16 protein-coding genes are annotated in these 20404 nt (G+C 68.0%); 12 read left to right on the top strand and 4 right to left on the bottom strand.

Translation table 11 applies throughout. The annotated features are described in order from the left end of the window. The first annotated feature begins 32 nt into the window (after nucleotides 1-32). Nucleotides 33-464, top strand: coding sequence for a Cu(I)-responsive transcriptional regulator (cueR, locus tag EA796_RS07660; protein WP_122108195.1), 432 nt, complete (start codon nucleotides 33-35; stop codon nucleotides 462-464). Nucleotides 465-681: 217 nt separating this feature from the next. On the opposite strand, the gene EA796_RS07655 is transcribed toward cueR, so the two are convergent. Together EA796_RS07655 and EA796_RS07650 are read right to left on the bottom strand one after the other, a co-directional pair. After that, nucleotides 682-1569, bottom strand: a complete 888-nt coding sequence (locus EA796_RS07655; RefSeq protein WP_122108194.1) for a PA4780 family RIO1-like protein kinase — start codon at nucleotides 1567-1569, stop codon at nucleotides 682-684. A gap of 145 nt (nucleotides 1570-1714) precedes the next feature. Continuing rightward, nucleotides 1715-2458 carry a 5-oxoprolinase subunit PxpA gene (locus tag EA796_RS07650; RefSeq protein WP_021446336.1) on the bottom strand — a complete coding sequence of 248 codons (744 nt, stop codon included), beginning with the start codon at nucleotides 2456-2458 and terminating at the stop codon, nucleotides 1715-1717. Nucleotides 2459-2678: 220 nt separating this feature from the next. On the opposite strand from EA796_RS07650, the gene EA796_RS07645 reads away from it, so the two are divergent. The 11 genes from EA796_RS07645 to EA796_RS07595 all read left to right on the top strand — a co-directional run bounded on the left by EA796_RS07645 (nucleotide 2679) and on the right by EA796_RS07595 (nucleotide 15489). After that, nucleotides 2679-4907 carry a TonB-dependent receptor domain-containing protein gene (locus EA796_RS07645; RefSeq protein WP_122108193.1) on the top strand — a complete coding sequence of 743 codons (2229 nt, stop codon included), beginning with the start codon at nucleotides 2679-2681 and terminating at the stop codon, nucleotides 4905-4907. A gap of 304 nt (nucleotides 4908-5211) precedes the next feature. Then, a complete protein-coding gene (locus EA796_RS07640; protein ID WP_021446338.1) occupies nucleotides 5212-5874 on the top strand; it encodes a TetR/AcrR family transcriptional regulator in 663 nt (220 codons plus the stop codon). Beyond that, nucleotides 5874-6458 carry a YigZ family protein gene (locus tag EA796_RS07635; RefSeq protein WP_122108192.1) on the top strand — a complete coding sequence of 195 codons (585 nt, stop codon included), beginning with the start codon at nucleotides 5874-5876 and terminating at the stop codon, nucleotides 6456-6458. The genes EA796_RS07640 and EA796_RS07635 overlap by 1 nt, the downstream gene beginning before the upstream one ends. After that, entirely contained in the window at nucleotides 6455-7009 is a 555-nt protein-coding gene (locus EA796_RS07630) for a DUF922 domain-containing protein (protein ID WP_122108191.1), read from the top strand. Before EA796_RS07635 ends, EA796_RS07630 begins: the two co-directional genes overlap by 4 nt. A 121-nt stretch (nucleotides 7010-7130) precedes the next feature. Continuing rightward, nucleotides 7131-7841 (top strand): SIMPL domain-containing protein, encoded by a 711-nt coding sequence (locus tag EA796_RS07625; protein ID WP_122108190.1) that lies wholly within the window; start codon nucleotides 7131-7133, stop codon nucleotides 7839-7841. 224 nt (nucleotides 7842-8065) lie between these two features. Next, nucleotides 8066-9664, top strand: a complete 1599-nt coding sequence (locus tag EA796_RS07620; RefSeq protein WP_122108349.1) for an ABC transporter substrate-binding protein — start codon at nucleotides 8066-8068, stop codon at nucleotides 9662-9664. A gap of 53 nt (nucleotides 9665-9717) precedes the next feature. After that, nucleotides 9718-11316: an ABC transporter substrate-binding protein gene (locus tag EA796_RS07615; protein WP_122108189.1), complete on the top strand. Its 1599-nt coding sequence runs from the start codon at nucleotides 9718-9720 to the stop codon at nucleotides 11314-11316. A gap of 136 nt (nucleotides 11317-11452) precedes the next feature. Then, a complete protein-coding gene (locus EA796_RS07610) occupies nucleotides 11453-12463 on the top strand; it encodes an ABC transporter permease subunit (protein ID WP_122108188.1) in 1011 nt (336 codons plus the stop codon). A 117-nt stretch (nucleotides 12464-12580) separates the two neighbouring features. Continuing rightward, on the top strand, nucleotides 12581-13483 hold the full coding sequence (locus EA796_RS07605) for an ABC transporter permease subunit (RefSeq protein WP_021442280.1): 903 nt from the start codon (nucleotides 12581-12583) through the stop codon (nucleotides 13481-13483). Between the two features lie 72 nt (nucleotides 13484-13555). After that, nucleotides 13556-14521 (top strand): ABC transporter ATP-binding protein, encoded by a 966-nt coding sequence (locus EA796_RS07600; RefSeq protein ID WP_021442281.1) that lies wholly within the window; start codon nucleotides 13556-13558, stop codon nucleotides 14519-14521. Beyond that, nucleotides 14518-15489, top strand: coding sequence for a peptide ABC transporter ATP-binding protein (locus EA796_RS07595; protein WP_021442282.1), 972 nt, complete (start codon nucleotides 14518-14520; stop codon nucleotides 15487-15489). Before EA796_RS07600 ends, EA796_RS07595 begins: the two co-directional genes overlap by 4 nt. 137 nt (nucleotides 15490-15626) lie before the next feature. Here the strand turns inward: EA796_RS07595 and EA796_RS07590 are convergent, their stop codons facing one another. After that, nucleotides 15627-16814, bottom strand: coding sequence for an HD domain-containing phosphohydrolase (locus EA796_RS07590; RefSeq protein ID WP_021442283.1), 1188 nt, complete (start codon nucleotides 16812-16814; stop codon nucleotides 15627-15629). Between the two features lie 15 nt (nucleotides 16815-16829). Next, the gene (locus tag EA796_RS07585) at nucleotides 16830-20336 is read right to left on the bottom strand and encodes a response regulator (protein ID WP_122108187.1); all 3507 of its coding nucleotides are present in this window, start codon (nucleotides 20334-20336) and stop codon (nucleotides 16830-16832) included. Nucleotides 20337-20404 lie beyond the last annotated feature (68 nt).

Genomic DNA, 20404 nt, shown 5'->3' with positions numbered 1-20404 from the left:
TGGCGCAATGTACTCACGACGAGGCTCCAAGCATGAACATCGGCCAAGCCGCCAAGCACACCGGCCTCAGCGCCAAGATGATCCGCTACTACGAGTCCATCGACCTGCTGCCGCGGGCCGGGCGTACGGAGAGCGGCTATCGGCAGTACAGCGCCAACGACCTGCACCGCCTGGCCTTTATCAAGCGGGCGCGGGATCTGGGGTTTTCCCTGGAGGAAGTGGGCCGGCTACTGGCGCTGTGGCAGGACAAGAGTCGCGCCAGCGCCGATGTGAAGGCGCTGGCCGAGGGACATATCGCCACACTTTCGCGCAAGATCGCCGAGATGAGCGCGCTGCGCGATACGCTGGTGGAGCTGGCGAACAGCTGCCAGGGCGATAGCCGGCCGGATTGTCCGATTCTGCAGGGGCTGGAAGAGGGCGTGGGTTGCGCCGCGCCGGGATGTTCGTCGCACCCTCAGCGCTAACGACGCGGCGTGGGGTACACAGCGACTAGGGTGTCGCGGGGCTGCCCAGGTCGTGCGCACCAGAGGCTCGCGCGCGGCGAACCCTACGGACGGCATATCCAGGCGTTGGGGGCATAGCCCTGCAATCCGGGAGATGCGAGCGTCAACCCCGGATTTCATGCAGTCCCACAAGCGTCGGCGCGCATGGCGCACCCTGCGGGTTTAGGCGTCCGCCGAGTCAGCGCATCCAGGGTGGCGTCGGTTCGGCGTCCTTGGGCGCGTCTTCGGCATTGAGCAAGGCCTGGCGCCGTGCCTCTTCGGCCAGGGCGGCCTTGATCTCGCGCATCACCGCGTCGATATCGGCGGCGTCTTCGGCTTCGGCGAATTCACCGGTCAGCTGGCTGTGCGGCTGCAGTTTGCCCGCCTCGTAGAGCGCCCACATTTCCTTGGCGTACTTGGTGTATTTCAGCTCGGGGGCGAATTGGCCGAAGTACTCGGCCATGTTGCGCACGTCGCGTTCGAGCATGCTGAAGGCATGGTTGTTGGCGGCGGCGTCCACTGCCTGCGGCAGGTCGATGATCACCGGGCCGTCGGGACCGAGCAGCACATTGAATTCCGACAGGTCGCCATGCACCAGGCCGGCGCAGAGCATCTTGACGATTTCCTGGATCATGAAGGCGTGGAACTCGCGGGCGTCGTCCGGGTGCAGCTCGACGTCGTTGAGCCGCGGCGCCACGTCGCCCTGGCCGTCGCTGACCAGCTCCATCAGCAGCACGCCGTCGAGAAAGTCGTAGGGCTTGGGCACCCGCACGCCAGCGCTGGCCAGGTGGAACAGGGCCGCCACCTCGGCGTTCTGCCAGGCCTGCTCCTGCTCCTTGCGCCCGTACTTGCTGCCCTTGGCCATGGCCCGCGCCTGGCGGCTACCGCGCACCTTGCGGCCCTCCTGATACTCGGCGGCCTGGCGAAAACTGCGTTTGTTGGCTTCCTTGTAGACCTTGGCGCAGCGCAGCTCGTCGCCACAGCGCACCACATAGACCGCTGCTTCCTTGCCGCTCATCAGCGGGCGCAGCACTTCGTCCACCAGGCCGTCTTCGACCAGGGGTTCAATACGTTTGGGCGTCTTCATCGGCGTGGATCACGGGTCCTTTTTGGCCTGGGGCGGGGCTTGCAGGAGCCATCCTCTCACAGCGCGAGGCAGATGCCGACTCCCGCCGCGCATGCGCTGACCAGTTGCCCGACCGGGCAGCGCGGAAAATGCCGGGACCGCGCCCTCAGAGTGCGTCCAGCTGCGCCCGCAGGCGTCGCAGCACGGCCAGCGACTCGGGGTTGTCGCCGTGCACGCAGAGGCTGTCGGCGCGCAGGCGCAGCGGTTTGCCGTCGAGGTCGGGGAAGGCCTGGCCGCGGGCGATGGCCAGGGCCTGGGCGAGGATGCGTTCGGGGTCCTGGTGCACCGCGCCGCTGAGCCGGCGCGGCGCCAGCTGGCCGTCGGCCAGGTAGGCGCGGTCGGCGAAGGCCTCGAACATCAGCGGTACGTCGGCCTCGTCGGCCAGACACAACTCACGCTGGTTGTCGGCCAGGGCCAGCACCATCAGCGGCAGGCCCTTGCGGTAGCTGGCGCAGGCATCGAGCACCGCGGCGAGCAGGGCATCGTCGCGCACCAGGTCGTTGTACAGCGCACCGTGCGGCTTGACGTAGGCCAGCTGGCCGCCGGCGGCGCGGCAGAAGGCGTCCAGCGCGCCGATCTGGTACAGCACCAGGGCGTGGACTTCCTCCGGCGAGCACTGCAGATGGCGGCGGCCGAAGCCCTGCAGGTCGGGGTAGGACGGATGAGCGCCGATGCGCACGCCGTGCTCGACCGCCAGCGCCACGCTGCGCGCCATGATCAGCGGGTCGCCGGCGTGAAAGCCGCAGGCCAGGTTGGCCTGGTCGATCAGCGGCATGGCCAGCGCGTCGTCGCCCATGCGCCAGGCGCCGAAGCCCTCGCCCATGTCGCAGTTGAGAAGGATGCGGTTCATGCCGGCAGCTTAAGGCGCGCCGGGCGATTCGCAAAGGCCGGCGGCTCAGTCGAGAAACAGTCGCATTTACAAAATTTACAACCCACTCCCAGCCCAGTCGCCACGCGCCCTGCAGAAGTTGCTTACGCCGCTGAAACTCATTCGCGATTGAACCTTATATGCAAATCACTATCATCTCGACCGTCTCGCCTCCAATCCTTACACCGCCAGGAGTAGATCGATGTCCGCCCTCAGTTCCCGCAGCGCCTTGGCCAGCGCCATTGCCCTCGTCACCAGCCTCGGCGCCCAGGCCAGCGAGCCGGTCGCCCTCGGCGACGTGGTGGTCACCGCCGCCGGCTTCGAGCAGAAGATCACCGACGCGCCGGCCAGCATCAGCGTGATCGGCCGCGAGGAGCTGCAGCAAAAGCGCTACAGCAACCTGGCCGAGGCCCTGGAGGACGTCGAAGGCGTCGACATCGGCCAGGGCACCGGCAAGACCGGCGGGCTGAACATCAGCATCCGCGGCCTGCCGAGCGACTACAGCCTGATCCTGATCGACGGCCGTCGGCAGAACGCCGCCGGCAACGTCACCCCCAACGGCTTCAACGAGACCGCCACCAGCTTCATGCCGCCGCTGTCGGCCATCGAGCGCATCGAGGTGATCCGCGGGCCGATGTCGACCCTGTACGGTTCCGACGCCATGGGCGGGGTGATCAACATCATCACCCGCAAGGTGGGCAAGGCCTGGGGCGGCAGCCTGACCCTGGATCACACCTTCCAGGAAAACCGCGACTTCGGCGACACCAGCAACACCAGCTTCTATGCCAGCGGCCCATTGATCGACAACCTGCTCGGCCTGCAGGTACGCGGCAGCCTGTACGACCGCGGCGAGTCCGACCTCGAGTTCGACGACGACAGCACCGTCAGCAAGCGCGGCGCAGCGCCGGTGGAGGGCCGCAACTACAACCTCGGCGGCCGCCTGACCTTCACCCCGCAGGACAACCACGATTTCGCCCTGGACTTCGAGCGCGGCCGCCAAGTCTACGACAACGACGACTGCCAGCTCGGCACCCTGGACGGCAAGAGCGGCGGCAACGCCATCGGCGGCTGCAGCGTCGACCAGCCGACCCTCGCCAACGGCTACCGGGACGAACTGCGTTTCCAGCGCGACCAGTTCGCCCTGTCGCACACCGGCCGTTTCGGTATCGGCACCCTCGACAGCAGCCTGACCCACAACACCACCGAGACCCTGGGGCGCACCATTCCCGGTACCGTCGGCGTGCCCTACACGGGCTACCCGGCCATCGTCGGCGGCGACGACCGCCTGCTGAAGTCCACCGACCTGGTGTTCGACAGCAAACTGGTGGCGCCAGTGGGCGAGTCGCACATCGTCACCCTCGGCGGCCAGTACTGGGACGCCAAGGTCGAGGACGGCATCGCCGACGAAGACTTCCAGCAGACCTCCTGGGCGCTGTTCGTCGAGGACGAGTGGCGCCTGCGCCACGATCTGGCCCTGACCCTGGGCGGCCGTTACGAGGATCACGAAGCCTTCGGCGGCCACTTCAGCCCGCGCGCCTACCTGGTGTGGAACACCAACGACAACTGGACGCTCAAGGGCGGCGTGAGCAAGGGCTACAAGACGCCGAGCCTCAACCAGCTGCACGACGGCATCAACGGCGTCACCGCCCAGGGCCGCACCATCACCATCGGCAGCCCGGACCTCGACCCGGAAACCACCACCAACACCGAGTTCGGCGCCTACTACGACAACCTCGCCGGCTTCAGCGCCAATGCCACGCTGTTCCACACCAAGTTCAAGGACAAGATCGACGACGGCGCGCCGATCGCCAACTGCAACTTCCCCGGCGCCGCGAACCAGCCGGGCTGCATCAGCCTGGGCAGCAGCTTCCTGCAGGAAAGCTTCGCGCAGAGCGTCAACATCGGCGAAGCCAAGACCCGGGGCGTGGAACTGGCCAGCCGCTGGCAGTTCGCCCCGGGCTGGACCCTGGCCGGCAACTACACCTACACCGACAGCGAGCAGAGCAGCGGCGCCGACAAGGGTGCACCGCTGACCAACACGCCGCAGCACATGCTCAACGCCAGCCTCAACTGGCATGCAACCGAGCGCCTGAGCCTGTGGTTCAAGGGCGAGTACCGCGGCGAGCGGGCGCGCTTCAACCAGCGCTACGCCAACCTGACGGCCGCCAACCAGGCGCTGCAGGATCAGGTCGGCGACCTCAAGGCCTACGAGCTGTTCCACCTCGGCGGCTCGTTCAAGGCGTCGCAGAACCTCACCCTCAACGCCACCCTCTACAACCTGTTCGACAAGGACTTCCTCGACGGCGAGAGCTACACCACCAATACCGGCGCCAGCGGCTGGGCCTCCTACTACACGCAGATCGCCCAATCCACCACCGGCACCCTCGAAGAGGGCCGTCGCCTGTGGCTGTCGGCCGTGCTCGAGTTCTGACCCGGCACCGTCCCAACCCCGGCCGCACGGCCGGGGTTATCGAATCGGCACCCTGCGCCAACGGCACTGGATCGGCTCGGCTCGGCCGCGAGCAGGTGCAGGCCCTGCGCGAGGCCGGGCGTTATCGGCGGGATCTGTAGCGAGGGCGGCCATGGGGCGTGCTGGGGACAGCGCCGCACAGCCTTGGTGCACACCCCGGATTCGCGGCATTTCCCGCCACTTTTCCGCGACTTGCGCTTGTCACCCGGGCGACGCTGGGGTATCTGTGCACTCGCTGTGCTCCCAGATCAGTTCGGAATCGCCCATGACCTTCGAAGTCCCCGCCCATAGCGCCAGCGGCAAGCCCGCCGGGCGCATCCGCCAGAAGAACGAAGAAGCCATAATCCAAGCCGCCGAAGAGGAGTTCGCCCGCCACGGCTTCAAGGGCACCAGCATGAACACCATCGCGCAGAACGTCGGCCTGCCCAAGGCCAACCTGCACTACTACTTCAACAACAAACTGGGCCTGTACCTGGCGGTGCTGAGCAACATCCTCGAACTGTGGGACAGCACCTTCAATACCCTGACCGTCGACGACGACCCGGCCGAGGCGCTGGCGCGCTACATCCGCGCCAAGATGGAATTCTCCCGCCGCCAGCCGAAGGCCTCGCGGATCTTCGCCATGGAAGTGATCAGCGGCGGCGACTGCCTGTCGCAGTACTTCAACCAGAACTACCTGGACTGGTTCCGCGGCCGCGCCGCGGTGTTCGAGGCCTGGATCGCCGCCGGCAAGATGGATCCGGTCGACCCGGTGCACCTGATCTTCCTGCTGTGGAGCAGCACCCAGCACTACGCCGACTTCGCCTCGCAGATCTGCCGGGTCAGCGGCCGCTCGCGTCTGACCAAGCAGGACTTCGAAGCCGCCACAGGCAACCTGATCCAGATCATCCTCAAGGGCTGCGGCCTGACGCCGCCCGCCAAGCCCTGATGGCCTTCACCCTCAGCGCGCCCTGCGAGTACCGCGAGGAGATCCGCAAGAGCCGCTTTCACGCCCTCGCCGCGCCGGTCGCCAGCGCGGCCGAGGCGCAGGCCTTTATCGCTGCCCACAGCGACCCCGGTGCCTCGCACAACTGCTGGGCCTGGAAGGTCGGCGCGCAGTACCGCTTCAGCGACGACGGCGAACCCGGCGGCACCGCCGGCCGGCCGATTCTCGCCGCCATCGAAGGCCAGGCGTGCGACCAGGTGGCGGTGCTGGTGATCCGCTGGTACGGCGGCATCCAGCTCGGCACCGGCGGCCTGGCGCGTGCCTACGGCGGCAGTGCGGCCAAGTGCCTGCAGGGCGGCGAACGCCGCGAGCTGGTGCCGCGCCAGGCCTGCCACTGCCACCTGCAGTTCGCCGAACTGGCGCCGTTCAAGGCGCGCCTGGGCGAGTTCGACGCCCTGCTGGAAAACGAGGCCTTCGACGCCAGCGGCGCCCGCCTCGAGCTGGCCGTGCCCGCCGCCCAGCTGGACGCGCTGGATCGACTGCTGGCCGACCTCAGCCGCGGCCGCGAACGGCTGCGCCGGTCATGAAGCGCGCCCTGCTGCCGCTGCTGCTGGCCGCGCCGCTGCACGCCGAGGTGCGCGAGCAGCTCGACTACCGCCACTACGACGCCCACCTCGAAACGCACGCCAGCCTGCGCCAGGCGCTGAACAGCGCCTCGCCGATCCGTCTGGACAGCCAGACCTACCACGGCTTCACCCGCTGGCAGGTGGAATGGCGCTTCTGGTGGCGGGAGGCGCGCGATGGCCGCTGCCGTATCGAACGCAGCAGCACCCAGCTGCAGGCCAGCATCACCCTGCCGCGCCTGCACGGCGGCGACGCCCAGCAGCAACAGCGCTTCGCCCGCTACCTGGCGGCGCTCGAGGAACACGAACTGGGCCACTACCGCATCGGCCAGGCGGCGGCGCAGGCCATCGACACGGCGCTACTGGCGCTGCCGGAGCAAGCCGACTGCAAGACCCTGGAACAGCAGGCCAATGCCCGCGCCCACGCCACCTTGCAACGCCATATCGAGCGCGAACACCGCTACGACCGTGACACCGGCCACGGTGAAACCCAGGGCGCCTGGCTGGACGATTGAGCCGGCACGACCCGGTGCCGACGCGGCACAGAAAAAAGTTGAACCGCCATTAACCCGAACAGTCACTCTGCTTCGTCTACCCTCGCGTAACGGCCCATCGGCCATCGACAAGGAACCGCCCATGCGCACCATGACCCGTATCGCCACCGCCCTCGCCCTGACCGCCGCCAGCCTGGCCAGCACCGCCCTGCTGGCCGAGGAGGCGCGCTACAACCAGATCGCCCTGCGCGCCGAGGTGAATCAGGAGGTCGCCCACGACCTGATGCACGTCACCCTCTATACCGAAGCGCAGCACGCCGACCCGGCCAAGCTGGCCGCCGAGATCACCAACACCCTCAACCAGACGCTGGAGCAGGTGCGCCAGGTGCGCGGCGTCTCGGTCAAGCTCGGCAGCCGTCACAGCTACCCGGTGTATGACGACAAGGGCCAGAAGATCACCGCCTGGCGCGAGCGCGCCGAAGTGCGCCTGGAAAGCGCCGACTTCGCCCGCCTGTCGGCACTGACCGGCGAGTTGCTGCAACAGATGAAGATGGCCGGCATGGACTTCAGCATCGCCACCGACACCCGCAAGACCCGCGAGGACGCCATGCTCAAGGACGCGGTGAATGCCTTCAAGGCCCGCGCCCAGCTGGCCACCGAGGCGCTCGGTGGCAAGGGCTACAAGCTGGTCAGCCTCAACCTCAACACCGGCGGTTTCCAGCCGCCGATGCCGCGCCACTACGCGGCCAAGGGCATGGCGATGATGGAAGCGGCGCCCACCCCGGAAATCGAGGCCGGCACCAGCCAGGTCACGGTCAGCGCCGACGGCGTCATCGAAGTGCAGATGCCCTGACCACGCCCCGCAACAAGGCCACGCCGTTATCGTCAGATAACGGCGTTTCGCCATCTTTTCCCTGCAAAATTTTCATAAATGCGACAGCAAGTTACAGCGCTGTAGCGCTAACCATTTGCTGTGCGACATCGCGCTTGCCTCGGGCACAAGGGCTGCATAGTTTCGGCGGTGGCCTCCACAAGAGGCTCCTCAAGGATCACAACCACAACAACGATGAGGTCATGATGCGCAAGAACGCCGTTATCCAGGCTTTGCTTACCGCTGGGCTGATCGCCAGCGCCCCCCTCGCCAGCGCCGCCAACCTGGTGTTCTGCTCCGAAGGCAGCCCCGCCGGTTTCGACCCGGGCCTGTACACCACCGGCACCGATTTCGACGCCGCGGCGGAAACCATCTTCAACCGTCTGACCCAGTTCGAGCGCGGCGGCACCCAGGTCGAGCCCGGCCTGGCCGAAAGCTGGGAGGTGTCCGAGGACGGTCTGGTCTACACCTTCAAGCTGCGCCCCGGGGTGAAGTTCCACAGCACCGAGTACTTCAAGCCCAGCCGCGCATTCAACGCCGACGACGTGCTCTTCACCTTCGGCCGCATGCTCGACAAGGATCATCCCTTCCGCAAGGCCTACCCCACCGAGTTCCCCTACTTCACCGACATGGGCATGGACGCCAATATCGCTAAGCTGGAAAAGCTGGACGATCAGACGGTGCGCTTCACCCTCAACGAAGTGGACGCCGCCTTCGTGCAGAACCTGGCGATGAGCTTCGCCTCGATCCAGTCCGCCGAGTACGCCGACCAGTTGCTCAAGGCCGGCAAGGCCGCCGACATCAACCAGAGGCCGATCGGCACCGGCCCCTTCGTGTTCAGCCGCTACCAGAAGGACGCGGTGATCCGCTACAAGGGCAACCAGGACTACTGGAAGCCCGAGGACGTGAAGATCGACAACCTGATCTTCGCCATCAACACCGACGCCTCGGTGCGCATGCAGAAGCTCAAGGCCGGCGAATGCCACGTGACCCTGTTCCCGCGCCCGGCCGACATCGCCTCGCTGCAGCAGGACGCCAAGCTGCAGATGCCCGAACAGGCCGGTTTCAACGTCGGCTATATCGCCTACAACGTCACCCACCCGCCGTTCGACAAGCTGGAGGTGCGCCAGGCGCTGGACATGGCGGTGAACAAGCAGGCGATCCTCGACGCGGTGTACCAGAACGCCGGCCAGCTGGCAGTCAACGGCATGCCGCCGACCCAGTGGTCCTATAACGAGACCATCAAGGACCCGGCCTTCGACCCGGAAAAGGCCAAGGCGCTGCTCAAGGCCGCCGGCGTCGAGGAAGGCACCGAGATCACCCTGTGGGCCATGCCGGTGCAGCGCCCGTACAACCCCAACGCCAAGCTGATCGCCGAGATGCTGCAGGCCGACTGGGCCAAGATCGGCATCCAGGCGCGCATCGTCAGCTACGAGTGGGGCGAGTACCTCAAGCGCGCCAAGGCCGGCGAACACGACGCCATGCTGATCGGCTGGAGCGGCGACAACGGCGACCCGGACAACTGGCTCGGTACCCTCTACGGCTGCGACGCGGTCGACGGCAACAACTTCTCCAAGTGGTGCTTCGAGGACTACGACAAGCTGGTCAAGGCCGCCAAGCGCACCACCGACCAGGCCGAGCGTACCGAGCTGTACCGGCAGGCGCAGGTGATCCTCAAGCGTGAGGTGCCGATCACCCCGCTGGCGCACTCCACCGTGTACCAGCCGATGCGCAAGGAGGTGCAGGACTTCCGCATCAGCCCCTTCGCGCTCAACTCCTTCTATGGTGTAGGTATCGCCCAGTGATGGCAGGCGGCGCGCCTGCGGGTGCGCCGCTTCTACCCGGATCAGGAGTTCACATGTCTTCCATGCCCTTTAAGCGCGGCGGCCTGCTGCTGGCCGCTTTGCTGTGCGCACAGGTCCAGGCGGCGAATAATCTGGTGGTGTGCAGCGAAGCCAGCACGGAAGGTTTCGATATCGTCCAGTACACCGCCGCGACCACCGCCGATGCCACGGCCGAGACCCTGTTCGAGCGTCTGGTGGCCTTCGCCCCCGGCAGCACCGAGCTGGTGCCGGCGCTGGCAGAAAGCTGGGAAATCTCCGCCGACGGCCTGAGCTACAGCTTCACCCTGCGCCAGGGGGTGAAATTTCACGCCAACAACGACTTCACGCCCACGCGCGCGTTCAATGCCGACGACGTGCTGTGGAGCTTCCAGCGCCAGCTCGATCCGAATCATCCCTGGCACAAGCTGTCGCTGCGCGGTTTCCCCTATGCCGAGGCCATGGGCCTGGCAAAGCTGATCGAGCGCATCGACAAGCTCGACGAACATCGGGTGCGCTTCGTCCTCAGGCATCCGGAGGCGCCCTTCCTGGCCAACCTGGCCATGGGCTTCGCCTCGATCTATTCGGCCGAATACGCCGAGCATCTGCTCGCAACGAACAAGCCCGAACGGCTCAACAGTCAGCCGATCGGCACCGGCCCCTTCGTCTTCGAGCGCTATGCCAAGGACGCCCAGGTGCGCTTTCGCGGCAACCCGGAGTACTGGGATGGCGCGCCAGCGATCGAGCGCCTGGTGCTGGCCATCACCCCCGAACCCAACGTGCGCCAGCAGCGGCTCAAGGCCGGCGACTGCCAGATCGCCCTCTACCCGCGCCCGGTGGACATCCCGGCGCTCAAGGCCGACGCCAGACTGCAGGTGCTGGAACTGGATTCGCTGCTGACCGCCTATATCGGCATCAACACCCGTCACCCGCCGCTGGACGACGTGCGCGTGCGCCAGGCGCTGAATCTGGCGTTCGACAAGGCTGCCTATATCCGCGCGCAGTACGGCGAAGGCAACGCCACCCCGGCCGTGGCGCCCTACCCGGCGACGCTCTGGGGCCATGACCCCGAGCTCGCGGACTGGCCGCATGACGTTGAACGGGCCAAGGCCCTGCTGGCCGAGGCTGGTCACGCCGACGGCTTTTCCCTGTCGATCTGGACCCGCCCCGGTGGCGGGCCGACCAACCCCAACCCGGGCATCGGCGCGCAGATGCTGCAGGCCGATCTCGCCGCCATCGGCATCCGCAGCGACATCCGCGTGTTCGAGTGGGGCGAGCTGATCAAGCGCGCCAAGAACGGCGAGCACGACCTGGTGTTCATGGGCTGGGCCGGCGACAACGGCGACCCGGACAACTTCCTCACCCCCAACCTGTCCTGCGCCGCCGCCGAAAGCGGCGAGAATCAGGCGGGTTGGTGCGACAGGGCCTTCGACGCGCTGATCACCCAGGCGCGCCGCGAGCCCGAGCAGGAAAAACGCGCCGCGCTGTATCGCCAGGCCCTGGCGATCTTCCATAAGCAGGCGCCCTGGATCGCCCTGGCCCACCCCAAGCAGTTCGCCGCCCTGCGCAAGGGCGTCGAGGGCTTCGTGCTGAGCCCGCTGGGGTCGAACAATTTCGCTCGGGTGAAGCTGCCATGAACAACCCTAGCCCGGATGCGATCCGGGACTCCTCTCGCGCCCTATCCCCGGATTGCATCCGGGCTACGACAAGACCACAACAACGCCGGACCATGCAGTCCGGCACCCGCATCCCGCCACGGAGTAGAACCGCCTGATGCTGTCCTTTATCGCCAGACGCCTGGGGCTTTTGATCCCCACCTTCTTCGGCGTCACCCTGCTGACCTTCGCCCTGATCCGCCTGATCCCCGGCGACCCGGTGGAAGTGATGATGGGCGAACGCCGCGTCGACCCGGAGATGCACGCCCAGGCCATGGAGCGCCTGGGGCTGAACAAGCCGCTGCATGAGCAGTACTTCGACTACATCGGCCAGCTCGCCAGCGGCAATCTGGGCGAGTCGCTGCGTTCGCGCGAAAGCGTGTGGCGCGAGTTCCTCAGCCTGTTCCCCGCCACCGTCGAACTGGCCCTGGCGGCCTTGTTGTTCGCCGGCACCCTGGGTCTGATCGCCGGGGTGATCGCCGCGCTCAAGCGCGGCTCGCTGTTCGACCACGGGGTGATGGGTATCTCGCTGACCGGCTACTCGATGCCGATCTTCTGGTGGGGCCTGCTGCTGATCATGTTCTTCTCGGTCGGCCTGGGCTGGACGCCGGTGTCCGGGCGTATCGATCTGCTCTACGACATCCCGCCGGTCACCGGCTTCATGCTGATCGACACCCTGCTCAGCGACGAGCAAGGCGCTTTCGTCGACGCCCTGCGCCACCTGATCCTGCCGGCCATCGTGCTCGGCACCATCCCGCTGGCGGTGATCGCCCGGATGACCCGCTCGGCCATGCTCGAAGTGCTGCGCGAGGACTACATCCGCACCGCGCAGGCCAAGGGCCTGTCGCCGGCGCGGGTGGTGTTCGTGCACGGCCTGCGCAACGCGCTGATCCCGGTGCTGACGGTGTTCGGCCTGCAGGTCGGCAGCCTGCTGGCCGGCGCGGTGCTGACCGAGACCATCTTCTCCTGGCCGGGCATCGGCAAATGGCTGATCGAGGCCATCGGCGCCCGCGACTACCCGGTGGTGCAGAACGGCATCCTGCTGATCGCCTGCCTGGTGATCCTGGTCAACTTCACCGTGGACATCCTCTACGGCCTGGCCAATCCCCGTATTCGCCATCAGAAATAAGGACGGCGCCATGCATAACCACATCGATCACCTAGGGTGGATGACGCTCTTTTCATCCACCGTGAAAAGGCATCGGTGGACGGATGAAACGTCGTCCACCCTACGCGAGGTACGCCCATGACCGCCGCCACCAGCCTCGACCAGAGCCTGCTCTACCCCTCGCCGCTGAAGGAATTCTGGCAGGCCTTCAGCCATAACAAGGGCGCCCTCGCCGGCCTGGCGTTCATGCTGCTGATGCTGTTCTGCGCGCTGTTCGCGCCCTGGATCGCGCCGCATGATCCCAGCGAGCAGTACCGCGACTTCCTGCTCACCCCGCCGGTATGGCTGGACGGTGGCCAGTGGCGTTTCCTGCTCGGCACCGACGAGCTGGGCCGCGACCTGCTCTCGCGGCTGATCCATGGCGCGCGCCTGTCGCTGCTGATCGGCCTGGCCTCGGTGCTGCTGTCGCTGATTCCCGGCATCCTGCTGGGCCTGGCCGCCGGCTTTTTCCCGCGCCTGCTCGGCCCCGGCATCATGCGCCTGATGGACGTCATGCTGGCGCTGCCGTCGCTGCTGCTGGCGGTGGCCATCGTCGCCATCCTCGGTCCGGGGCTGATCAACACCATCTTCGCCATCGCCATAGTCTCCTTGCCCAGCTACGTGCGCCTGACCCGCGCGGCGGTGATGGGCGAGCTGGGCCGTGACTACGTCACCGCCGCGCAGTTGTCCGGCGCCGGCCTGCTGCGGCTGATGTTCGTCACCGTACTGCCCAACTGCATGGCGCCTTTGATCGTGCAGGCCACCCTGAGCTTTTCCTCGGCGATTCTCGATGCCGCCGCACTGGGCTTTCTCGGCCTTGGCGTGCAGCCGCCGACGCCCGAGTGGGGCACCATGCTGGCCTCGGCGCGTGACTACATCGAACGCGCCTGGTGGGTGGTGACCCTGCCCGGCCTGGCGATTCTGCTCAGCGTGCTGGCCATCAACCTGATGGGCGACGGCCTGCGCGACGCGCTCGACCCGAAACTGAAGAACGCCATCTGAGGAGGCCCGTATGCACAAGATGATCCCGCTGCGCATGGCGCTCCCTACCCCGATCCACACGGGGGGCCATGCATGAGCCTGCTGGATATCCGCAACCTCTCGGTGCGCTTCGGCGCCGCCGATGCCGTGCCGGTGGTCGACGGCCTCGACCTCTGCGTGGAAAAGGGCGAGGTGCTGGCCATAGTCGGCGAGTCAGGCTCCGGCAAGTCGGTGACCATGATGGCGCTGATGGGCCTGATCGACGCGCCTGGCATCGTCCATGCCGACTGCCTGCAGTTCGACGGCACCGACATGCTGCGCCTGAAGGGCCGCCAGCGCCGGCATATAGTCGGCAAGGACCTGGCGATGGTGTTCCAGGACCCGATGACCGCGCTCAACCCCAGCTACAGCGTGGGTTTCCAGATCGAGGAAGTGCTGCGCCAGCATATGGGCCTGAAAGGCAAGGCGGCGCGCGCCCGTGCCCTCGAGCTGCTGGAGCGGGTGGAGATCCCCGCCGCCGCCAGCCGCCTGGATGCCTACCCGCACCAGCTCTCCGGCGGCATGAGCCAGCGCGTGGCGATCGCCATGGCGATTGCCGCCGAACCCAAGCTGCTGATCGCCGACGAGCCGACCACGGCGCTGGACGTGACCATCCAGGCGCAGATCATGGAACTGCTGCTGAACCTGCAGCGCGACCAGGGCATGGCCCTGGTGCTGATCACCCACGACCTGGCGGTGGTCGCCGAGACCGCCCAGCGCGTCTGCGTGATGTACGCAGGGCAAGCGGTGGAGCTGGGCCGGGTGCCGACCCTGTTCGACGCGCCCAGCCACCCCTACACCGAGGCGCTGCTCAAGGCCATCCCCGAACACAGCGCCGGCGCCCGCCGCCTGGCGACGCTGCCCGGCATAGTGCCCGGCCGCTACGACCGTCCGCAGGGCTGCCTGCTGTCACCGCGCTGCCCCTACGTGCAGCCGCGTTGCCGCGAGGAGCGCCCAGCGCTGGACGCACACGAGCGTGGCGCCGCGCGCTGCTTCTTTCCCCTGGAGGTGGCCCGATGAACAGCGTTCTCCAAGCCCATGAGCTGACCCGTCACTACAGCGTCTCGCGCGGCCTGTTCAAGCCGGCGGCCTTGGTCCAGGCGCTCAACGGCGTGTCCTTCAGCCTCGAGGCCGGCAAGACCCTGGCGGTGGTCGGCGAGTCCGGCTGCGGCAAGTCCACCCTGGCCCGCGCCCTGACCCTGATCGAAGAGCCCAGCGCCGGCAGCCTGCAGATCGCCGGGCGCGAGGTTGCCGGCGCCAGCCGGGCCGAGCGCAAACAGCTGCGCCGCGACGTGCAGATGGTGTTCCAGAACCCCTATGCCTCGCTCAACCCGCGGCAGAAGATCGGCGATCAGCTGGCCGAGCCGCTGTTGATCAACACCGATCTGTCCCGCGCCGAACGCCGCGAGCGGGTGCAGGCGATGATGCAGCAGGTGGGCCTGCGCCCCGAGCATTACCAGCGCTACCCGCACATGTTCTCCGGCGGCCAGCGCCAGCGCATCGCCCTGGCCCGCGCCATGATGCTGCAACCCAAGGTGCTGGTGGCGGACGAGCCGACCTCGGCGCTGGACGTGTCGATCCAGGCCCAGGTGCTCAACCTGTTCATGGACCTGCAGGAGCAGTACCGCACCGGCTACGTCTTCATCTCGCACAACCTCGCCGTGGTGCGCCACGTCGCCGACGAGGTGCTGGTGATGTACCTCGGCCGCCCGGTGGAGATGGGCGCCAGCGCCGCCATCTACCATCGCCCGCTGCACCCCTACACCCAGGCGCTGCTGTCGGCCACCCCGACCCTCCATCCCGATCCGCACAAGCCCAGGATCAAGATAGTCGGCGAGCTGCCCAACCCGCTCGACCCGCCCTCCGGCTGCGCCTTCCACCAGCGCTGCCCGCATGCCGACGCACGCTGCCGCGGCGAGCGCCCGGAGCTGCGCCTGATCGAAGCGCGCCAGGTGGCCTGCCACCATGTGGAGCGGATCAACGGCTAGCAGGCTCAACCGTAGGTTGGCGCTGAGCGCAACGAAGCCCAACGAGCAGCCCCGAGCAGCGCTCATGGGGGGCGTTGGGCTTCGTCGTCGGCGCCTCAACCCCACCGACGAGCCGAGGGGAAAACCTCCTCGCCAACTCAAGGCGCCGGCGGCAGGGTCAGCTCGATGCTTTCTGCCAGCGAATCCTCCAGCCGCTGCAGCTCGAGGCCCACGGCAGCGGCGTCGTCGGCCAGGGATTCGGCGATGCGAATGAACTGCGGCGTCGCTTCGACGAAGGCCAGCACCACCATGGGGTCGAAGCGCGTGCCGCTGGCCGCGCCGATCTGCGTCACCGCCTGCGCCGGGCTGATGCGCGGCAGGTAGGGATGCTGGCAGGTCAGCTCCTCGAAATGGCCGATCAGCGCCATCAGCCGCGCCGACAGCGGGATCTGCTCGCCGTGCAGGCCCTGCGGGTAGCCCTTGCCGTCCCAGCGCTCGTGCTGGCCGTAGACGATGTCCTTGGCATCGCAGAGAAAACCGGCGCTACCGCCCAGCTTGCGCTCGGCGCGCTCCAGGGCATCGCGGCCGGCCGTCACGCCCTCCTGCAACAGGCGCAGATCGGCCTCGTTCGGCTCGCCGTGGCTGAGCAGCACGCGATCGGGCAGGGTCAGACGACCCAGTACATGGAGCATGGCCGAACGCCCCAGCTGGGCGATGCGCTCGGCGTCCAGCTCGCCGCTCAGCGCCGGCTGCTGACGGGCCAGGGCCTTGGCCAGGCAAGTCATGTAGCGCTCGATACGCTGCAGGTGCCGGCTGCGCGGGTTGTCGCGCATCAGCGCCAGGCTGGCCATGGCCTCGATGGTCACGTCCTGCAGCTTCTGGATGTCGCGGGTGCGACGCTTGACCTCCAGCTCCAGGTACTCGCTCTTGTCGCGCAGGTAGTCGGTGGCGGCCTTGAGCTGCAGCTGCGCCTTGACCCGGGCGAGGACGATGGGCGGGCTGATCGGCTTGGTGATGTAGTCGGCGGCGCCGAGGTCGAAACCCAGCTGTTCGTCGGCCACCTCGCTCTTGGCGGTGAGGAAGATCAGCGGAATGTCGCGGGTCTGCGGGTCGGCCTTGAGCCGCCGACAGACTTCGTAGCCGTCCATCTCCGGCATCATGATGTCGAGCAGGATCAGGTCCGGTGCCGGGCTGCCCTGGGCGATGCGCAGGGCCTTGGCGCCGTTGTTGGCGACCTTGACCCGGTAACGGTCGATCAGCAGTTCGCTGATCAGCTGCAGGTTGTCCGGGGTGTCGTCCACCACCAGGATCATCTCCTGCTCGGGCCTGTCGAGCATCTCGACCATCGCATCCCCCCTGTTTCAGCACTCTATGCCCTGCTCGGCCGCCGCCTCGCGCAAAGCCAGCAGCCCCTGTTCGAAATCGTAGCCGTGCACCGCGCGGGCGATGGCGGCATATCCCTCATTAAAGGCGCTCTGCAGCATTTCGCGCTGTTCCTCCAGCAGTTTTCCGCTGCGCGGATCGTCCTCGTCGAGCAGCCGCGCCAGCTGCTGGCAGACCCGCTGCAATTCGCCGGGCTCGACGGCGACCTCGCGCGGCAACGGCGGCGCCGGCAGCTGCGCGGCGATGGCGGCGAGCAGCGCTTGCAGCGGGGGCTCCAGCTCGCCGAGCAGCGCCTCGATCCGCGCCGCGGCGGCGCCCTGCCTGAGGGCCTCCTCCAGCGACGCGGCCTGCGCCTGCAAGGCGCCGGCGCCGATGCTGCCGGCCAGGCCCTTGAAGGTGTGGGCCAGCCGTTCGGCGCGCGCGCCATCGGCGTCCGCCAGGGCGGCGCGCAGCTGCGCGGGGAACTCGCCCTGACCGGCGGCGAACTTGCCGAGCAGCTCCAGGTACAGCGCGCGCTTGCCCAGCACCCGGCGCAGGCCGCTGGCCACGTCCACGCCCGCCAGCTCGAAATCCAGAGCCTGCGCCGCCGGCGCGCCAGCGACCGCCGCGCTCCCCGGCAGCCAGCGCTGCAGGGTGGCCCAGAGCGTGGCCGGCTCGATGGGCTTGCTCAGGTGATCGTTCATCCCCGCGTCCAGGCAGGCCTGGCGGTCGGCGTCCAGGGCGTTGGCGGTCATGGCCAGGATCGGCAGCGCGGCGAAGCGCGGCTGGGCGCGCAGCACGCGGGTGGCCGCCAGGCCGTCGAGCACCGGCATCTGCATGTCCATCAGCACCAGCTGGTAATGATCGTCCGCCGCCGCCTGCAGGCGCTCGATGGCCTGCGCGCCGTCGCCGGCCAGTTCCACCTGCAGCCCGGCCTCCTGCAGCAGGCCGCTGGCCACTTCCTGGTTCAGCTCGTTGTCCTCCACCAGCAGCACACGACGACCGGCGAAATCCGGTACCGCCTCGCCCACGCCGCTGCGCGCATAGCTGCTCAGCCCGCCGTTGCCGCCCAGGCAGCGCATCGCCGCATCGAACAGCAGCGAGGGGTTGAGCGGCTTGAGCAGGACGTCCTCGACGCCGACCCGCTGCGCGCCCTGCAGCAGCTCCTCGCGGCCGTGGGCGCTGACCATCAGCAGCTTGGGCGGCGGCGTCAGCGCCAGCGCGCGCACCCGCCGGGCCAGCTCCAGGCCGTCCATGCCGGGCATCTGCCAGTCGATGAAGAGCAGCTCGAAGCCCTCGCCGGCGGCCTGCGCCTGGCGTACCAGCGCCAGCGCCTGCACGCCGTCTGCGGCCTCGGCGACGCGAAAGGTCATGCTGGTCAGCAGCTCGGCAAGCACCTGGCGGGCATTGTCGTTGTCGTCCACCACCAGCACCCGCCGCCCGCGCAGATCGGCCTGCGGCTGCAGCGCCGGGCGCTGGCGACTGGCCAGGGCGAACGGCAGGCGGCACCAGAAAAGGCTGCCGACGCCGACCTGGCTGTCGACCCCGACCTCGCCGCCCATGGCCTCGGCCAGGCGCTTGCAGATGGCCAGGCCGAGGCCGGTGCCGCCGTACTTGCGGGTGGTGGAGCTGTCGGCCTGCTGGAAGGATTCGAACAGCCGCGCCTGCTGCTCGGCGTCCAGACCGATGCCGGTGTCGCGCACCGCGAACAGCAGCCAGACCTGCTTGCCGTCGCGCCGCTCCAGCTCGATGCGCACCTCCACCTCGCCCTCGGCGGTGAACTTCACCGCGTTGTTGGCGTAGTTGATCAGGATCTGCCCCAGCCGCAGCGGATCGCCGAGCAGGCTGCAGGGCACCTGCGGATCGAGGCGAAACAGCAGCTCCAGGCCCTTGGCCGCGGCCTTGTCGCCGATCAGGTTGGCCAGGTTGTCGAGCACCTGCTCGAGGTCGAACTCGATGCACTCGACGCTGACCTTGCCGGCCTCGATCTTGGAGAAGTCGAGGATGTCGTTGATCACCCCGAGCAGGTGCTGGCCGGCCTGCTGGATCTTGTTCAGGTAGTCGCGCTGGCGCGGGTCGAGGTCGGTCTTCAGCGCCAGGTGCGACATGCCGATGATGGCGTTCATCGGCGTGCGGATCTCGTGGCTCATGTTGGCGAGAAAGTCCGCCTTGGCCCGCGCCGCCTGCTCGGCCAGGGCCTTGGCGCGCGCCATGGCCTCCTCGACCTCCTTGCGCACGGTGATGTCGCGGCCGGTGCCGACCAGCCCGAGCAACTGCCCGCGGTCGTCGTAGAAGGCCACGCGCAGGGTGTCGTAGAGCACCCGCCGACCGTCGGCGTGGTCCAGCCAGGTCTCGTTTTCCAGCGGCGCGCGGCTGGCCAGGGCGCGGCGGTCGAGGTCGGCGCGCTCGCGGCTGAGCGCGGCGTCGAACAGCTGCTCGTCGCGGCAGCCGACCAGGCTCTCCGGACTGCGCGCGAAGATCGCCGCGAAGGCCTGGTTGCAGCCGCGGTAGACGCCGTCGCTGTCCTTGAACCAGATCGGGTCGGGGATCGCATTTACCAGCGCCAGCAAGGTGCTGCGCTGGCGCCTGGCCTCGGCCTCGGCGCGCTGGCGCTCGGCGATCTGCACCGTCAGGCGGCGGTTCCACACCAGCACGAAGACGATCAGCGCCAGCAGGCCGAGGGCGTAGGGCCAGCCCACCTGCAGCGCCTTGCGCCAGTTGAACTCGGTCAGCGGCGGCAGCCAGCGATCGCGGATCGCCTCGCGCTCCTCACGGCTGAGGCTGGCCAGGGCGCGGTCGAGCAGATCGACCAACTGCGGCAGGTCGCGGCGTACGCCGAAGCGGATCTCGCTGCTGCTCAGCCCCGACTCGCCGCGCAGCTCCAGGTTGGCCAGGTTGTGCCGGCGGATCAGGTAGCTGGCCACTATCATGTCGCCGACGTAGGCCTCGGCGCGCCCGGACGACACCGCGCGCAGGGCCTCCTCGGTGTTCAGGGTCTCGACGAACTCGATGCCGGCCACCTCGTCGCGCAGCAGTTGCTGCAGCACGTAGCCGCGCTCGATGGCCACACGCTTGCCGGCCAGGTCGGCGACCTGCTGCACGCGCACCTCCGGGCGGCTGAAGATCAGGCTGCTGCTGATCAGATAGGGATCGCTGAAGCGCATCCAGCCCTCGCGCTCGGGGGTGCGCGCCACCGACGGCAGGATTTCGATGCGGCCCTCGCGCAGGGCGGCCAGGGCCTGCTCCCAGTCGTCGAAGTAGACCGCGTCGATCTCCACCCCCAGGCGTTCGCCGAGCAGGCGCAGGTAGTCGGCGCTGATACCCTGATAGCGGCCGTCCTCGACCATGTCGAACGGCGGCCAGCCGGCGCGTTCCACCCCCACCAGCAGCTGCGGGTGCTGCGCCAGCCAGTGCTGCTCCGCCTTGCTCAGCGGCAGCGCCGCCAGTGCCGGCGCCAGCGCGCCCCACAGCAGCAACGCCAGCGCCCAACGAGCGTAACGCGCCATGCCTGCATCCCCTTGCCGGCCGTCGATGGGCTGTAAGCCTAGCCCGGCTTTGAAAGCGCATTACGGAT

Source organism: Pseudomonas sp. AOB-7, assembly GCF_003696305.1.
Taxonomy (GTDB): domain Bacteria; phylum Pseudomonadota; class Gammaproteobacteria; order Pseudomonadales; family Pseudomonadaceae; genus Aquipseudomonas.
The sequence above is the reverse complement of the archived record's forward strand: the minus strand, read 5'-3'. Positions and strand labels throughout refer to the sequence as shown.

Excerpts from the sequence above, each read along its gene's own strand:
- cueR (WP_122108195.1), top strand. The coding sequence starts at position 33 with ATGAACATCGGCCAAGCCGCCAAGCACACCGGCCTCAGCGCCAAGATG.
- EA796_RS07655 (WP_122108194.1), bottom strand. The coding sequence starts at position 1,569 with ATGAAGACGCCCAAACGTATTGAACCCCTGGTCGAAGACGGCCTGGTG.
- EA796_RS07650 (WP_021446336.1), bottom strand. The coding sequence starts at position 2,458 with ATGAACCGCATCCTTCTCAACTGCGACATGGGCGAGGGCTTCGGCGCC.
- EA796_RS07645 (WP_122108193.1), top strand. The coding sequence starts at position 2,679 with ATGTCCGCCCTCAGTTCCCGCAGCGCCTTGGCCAGCGCCATTGCCCTC.
- EA796_RS07640 (WP_021446338.1), top strand. The coding sequence starts at position 5,212 with ATGACCTTCGAAGTCCCCGCCCATAGCGCCAGCGGCAAGCCCGCCGGG.
- EA796_RS07635 (WP_122108192.1), top strand. The coding sequence starts at position 5,874 with ATGGCCTTCACCCTCAGCGCGCCCTGCGAGTACCGCGAGGAGATCCGC.
- EA796_RS07630 (WP_122108191.1), top strand. The coding sequence starts at position 6,455 with ATGAAGCGCGCCCTGCTGCCGCTGCTGCTGGCCGCGCCGCTGCACGCC.
- EA796_RS07625 (WP_122108190.1), top strand. The coding sequence starts at position 7,131 with ATGCGCACCATGACCCGTATCGCCACCGCCCTCGCCCTGACCGCCGCC.
- EA796_RS07620 (WP_122108349.1), top strand. The coding sequence starts at position 8,066 with ATGCGCAAGAACGCCGTTATCCAGGCTTTGCTTACCGCTGGGCTGATC.
- EA796_RS07615 (WP_122108189.1), top strand. The coding sequence starts at position 9,718 with ATGTCTTCCATGCCCTTTAAGCGCGGCGGCCTGCTGCTGGCCGCTTTG.
- EA796_RS07610 (WP_122108188.1), top strand. The coding sequence starts at position 11,453 with ATGCTGTCCTTTATCGCCAGACGCCTGGGGCTTTTGATCCCCACCTTC.
- EA796_RS07605 (WP_021442280.1), top strand. The coding sequence starts at position 12,581 with ATGACCGCCGCCACCAGCCTCGACCAGAGCCTGCTCTACCCCTCGCCG.
- EA796_RS07600 (WP_021442281.1), top strand. The coding sequence starts at position 13,556 with ATGAGCCTGCTGGATATCCGCAACCTCTCGGTGCGCTTCGGCGCCGCC.
- EA796_RS07595 (WP_021442282.1), top strand. The coding sequence starts at position 14,518 with ATGAACAGCGTTCTCCAAGCCCATGAGCTGACCCGTCACTACAGCGTC.
- EA796_RS07590 (WP_021442283.1), bottom strand. The coding sequence starts at position 16,814 with ATGGTCGAGATGCTCGACAGGCCCGAGCAGGAGATGATCCTGGTGGTG.
- EA796_RS07585 (WP_122108187.1), bottom strand. The coding sequence starts at position 20,336 with ATGGCGCGTTACGCTCGTTGGGCGCTGGCGTTGCTGCTGTGGGGCGCG.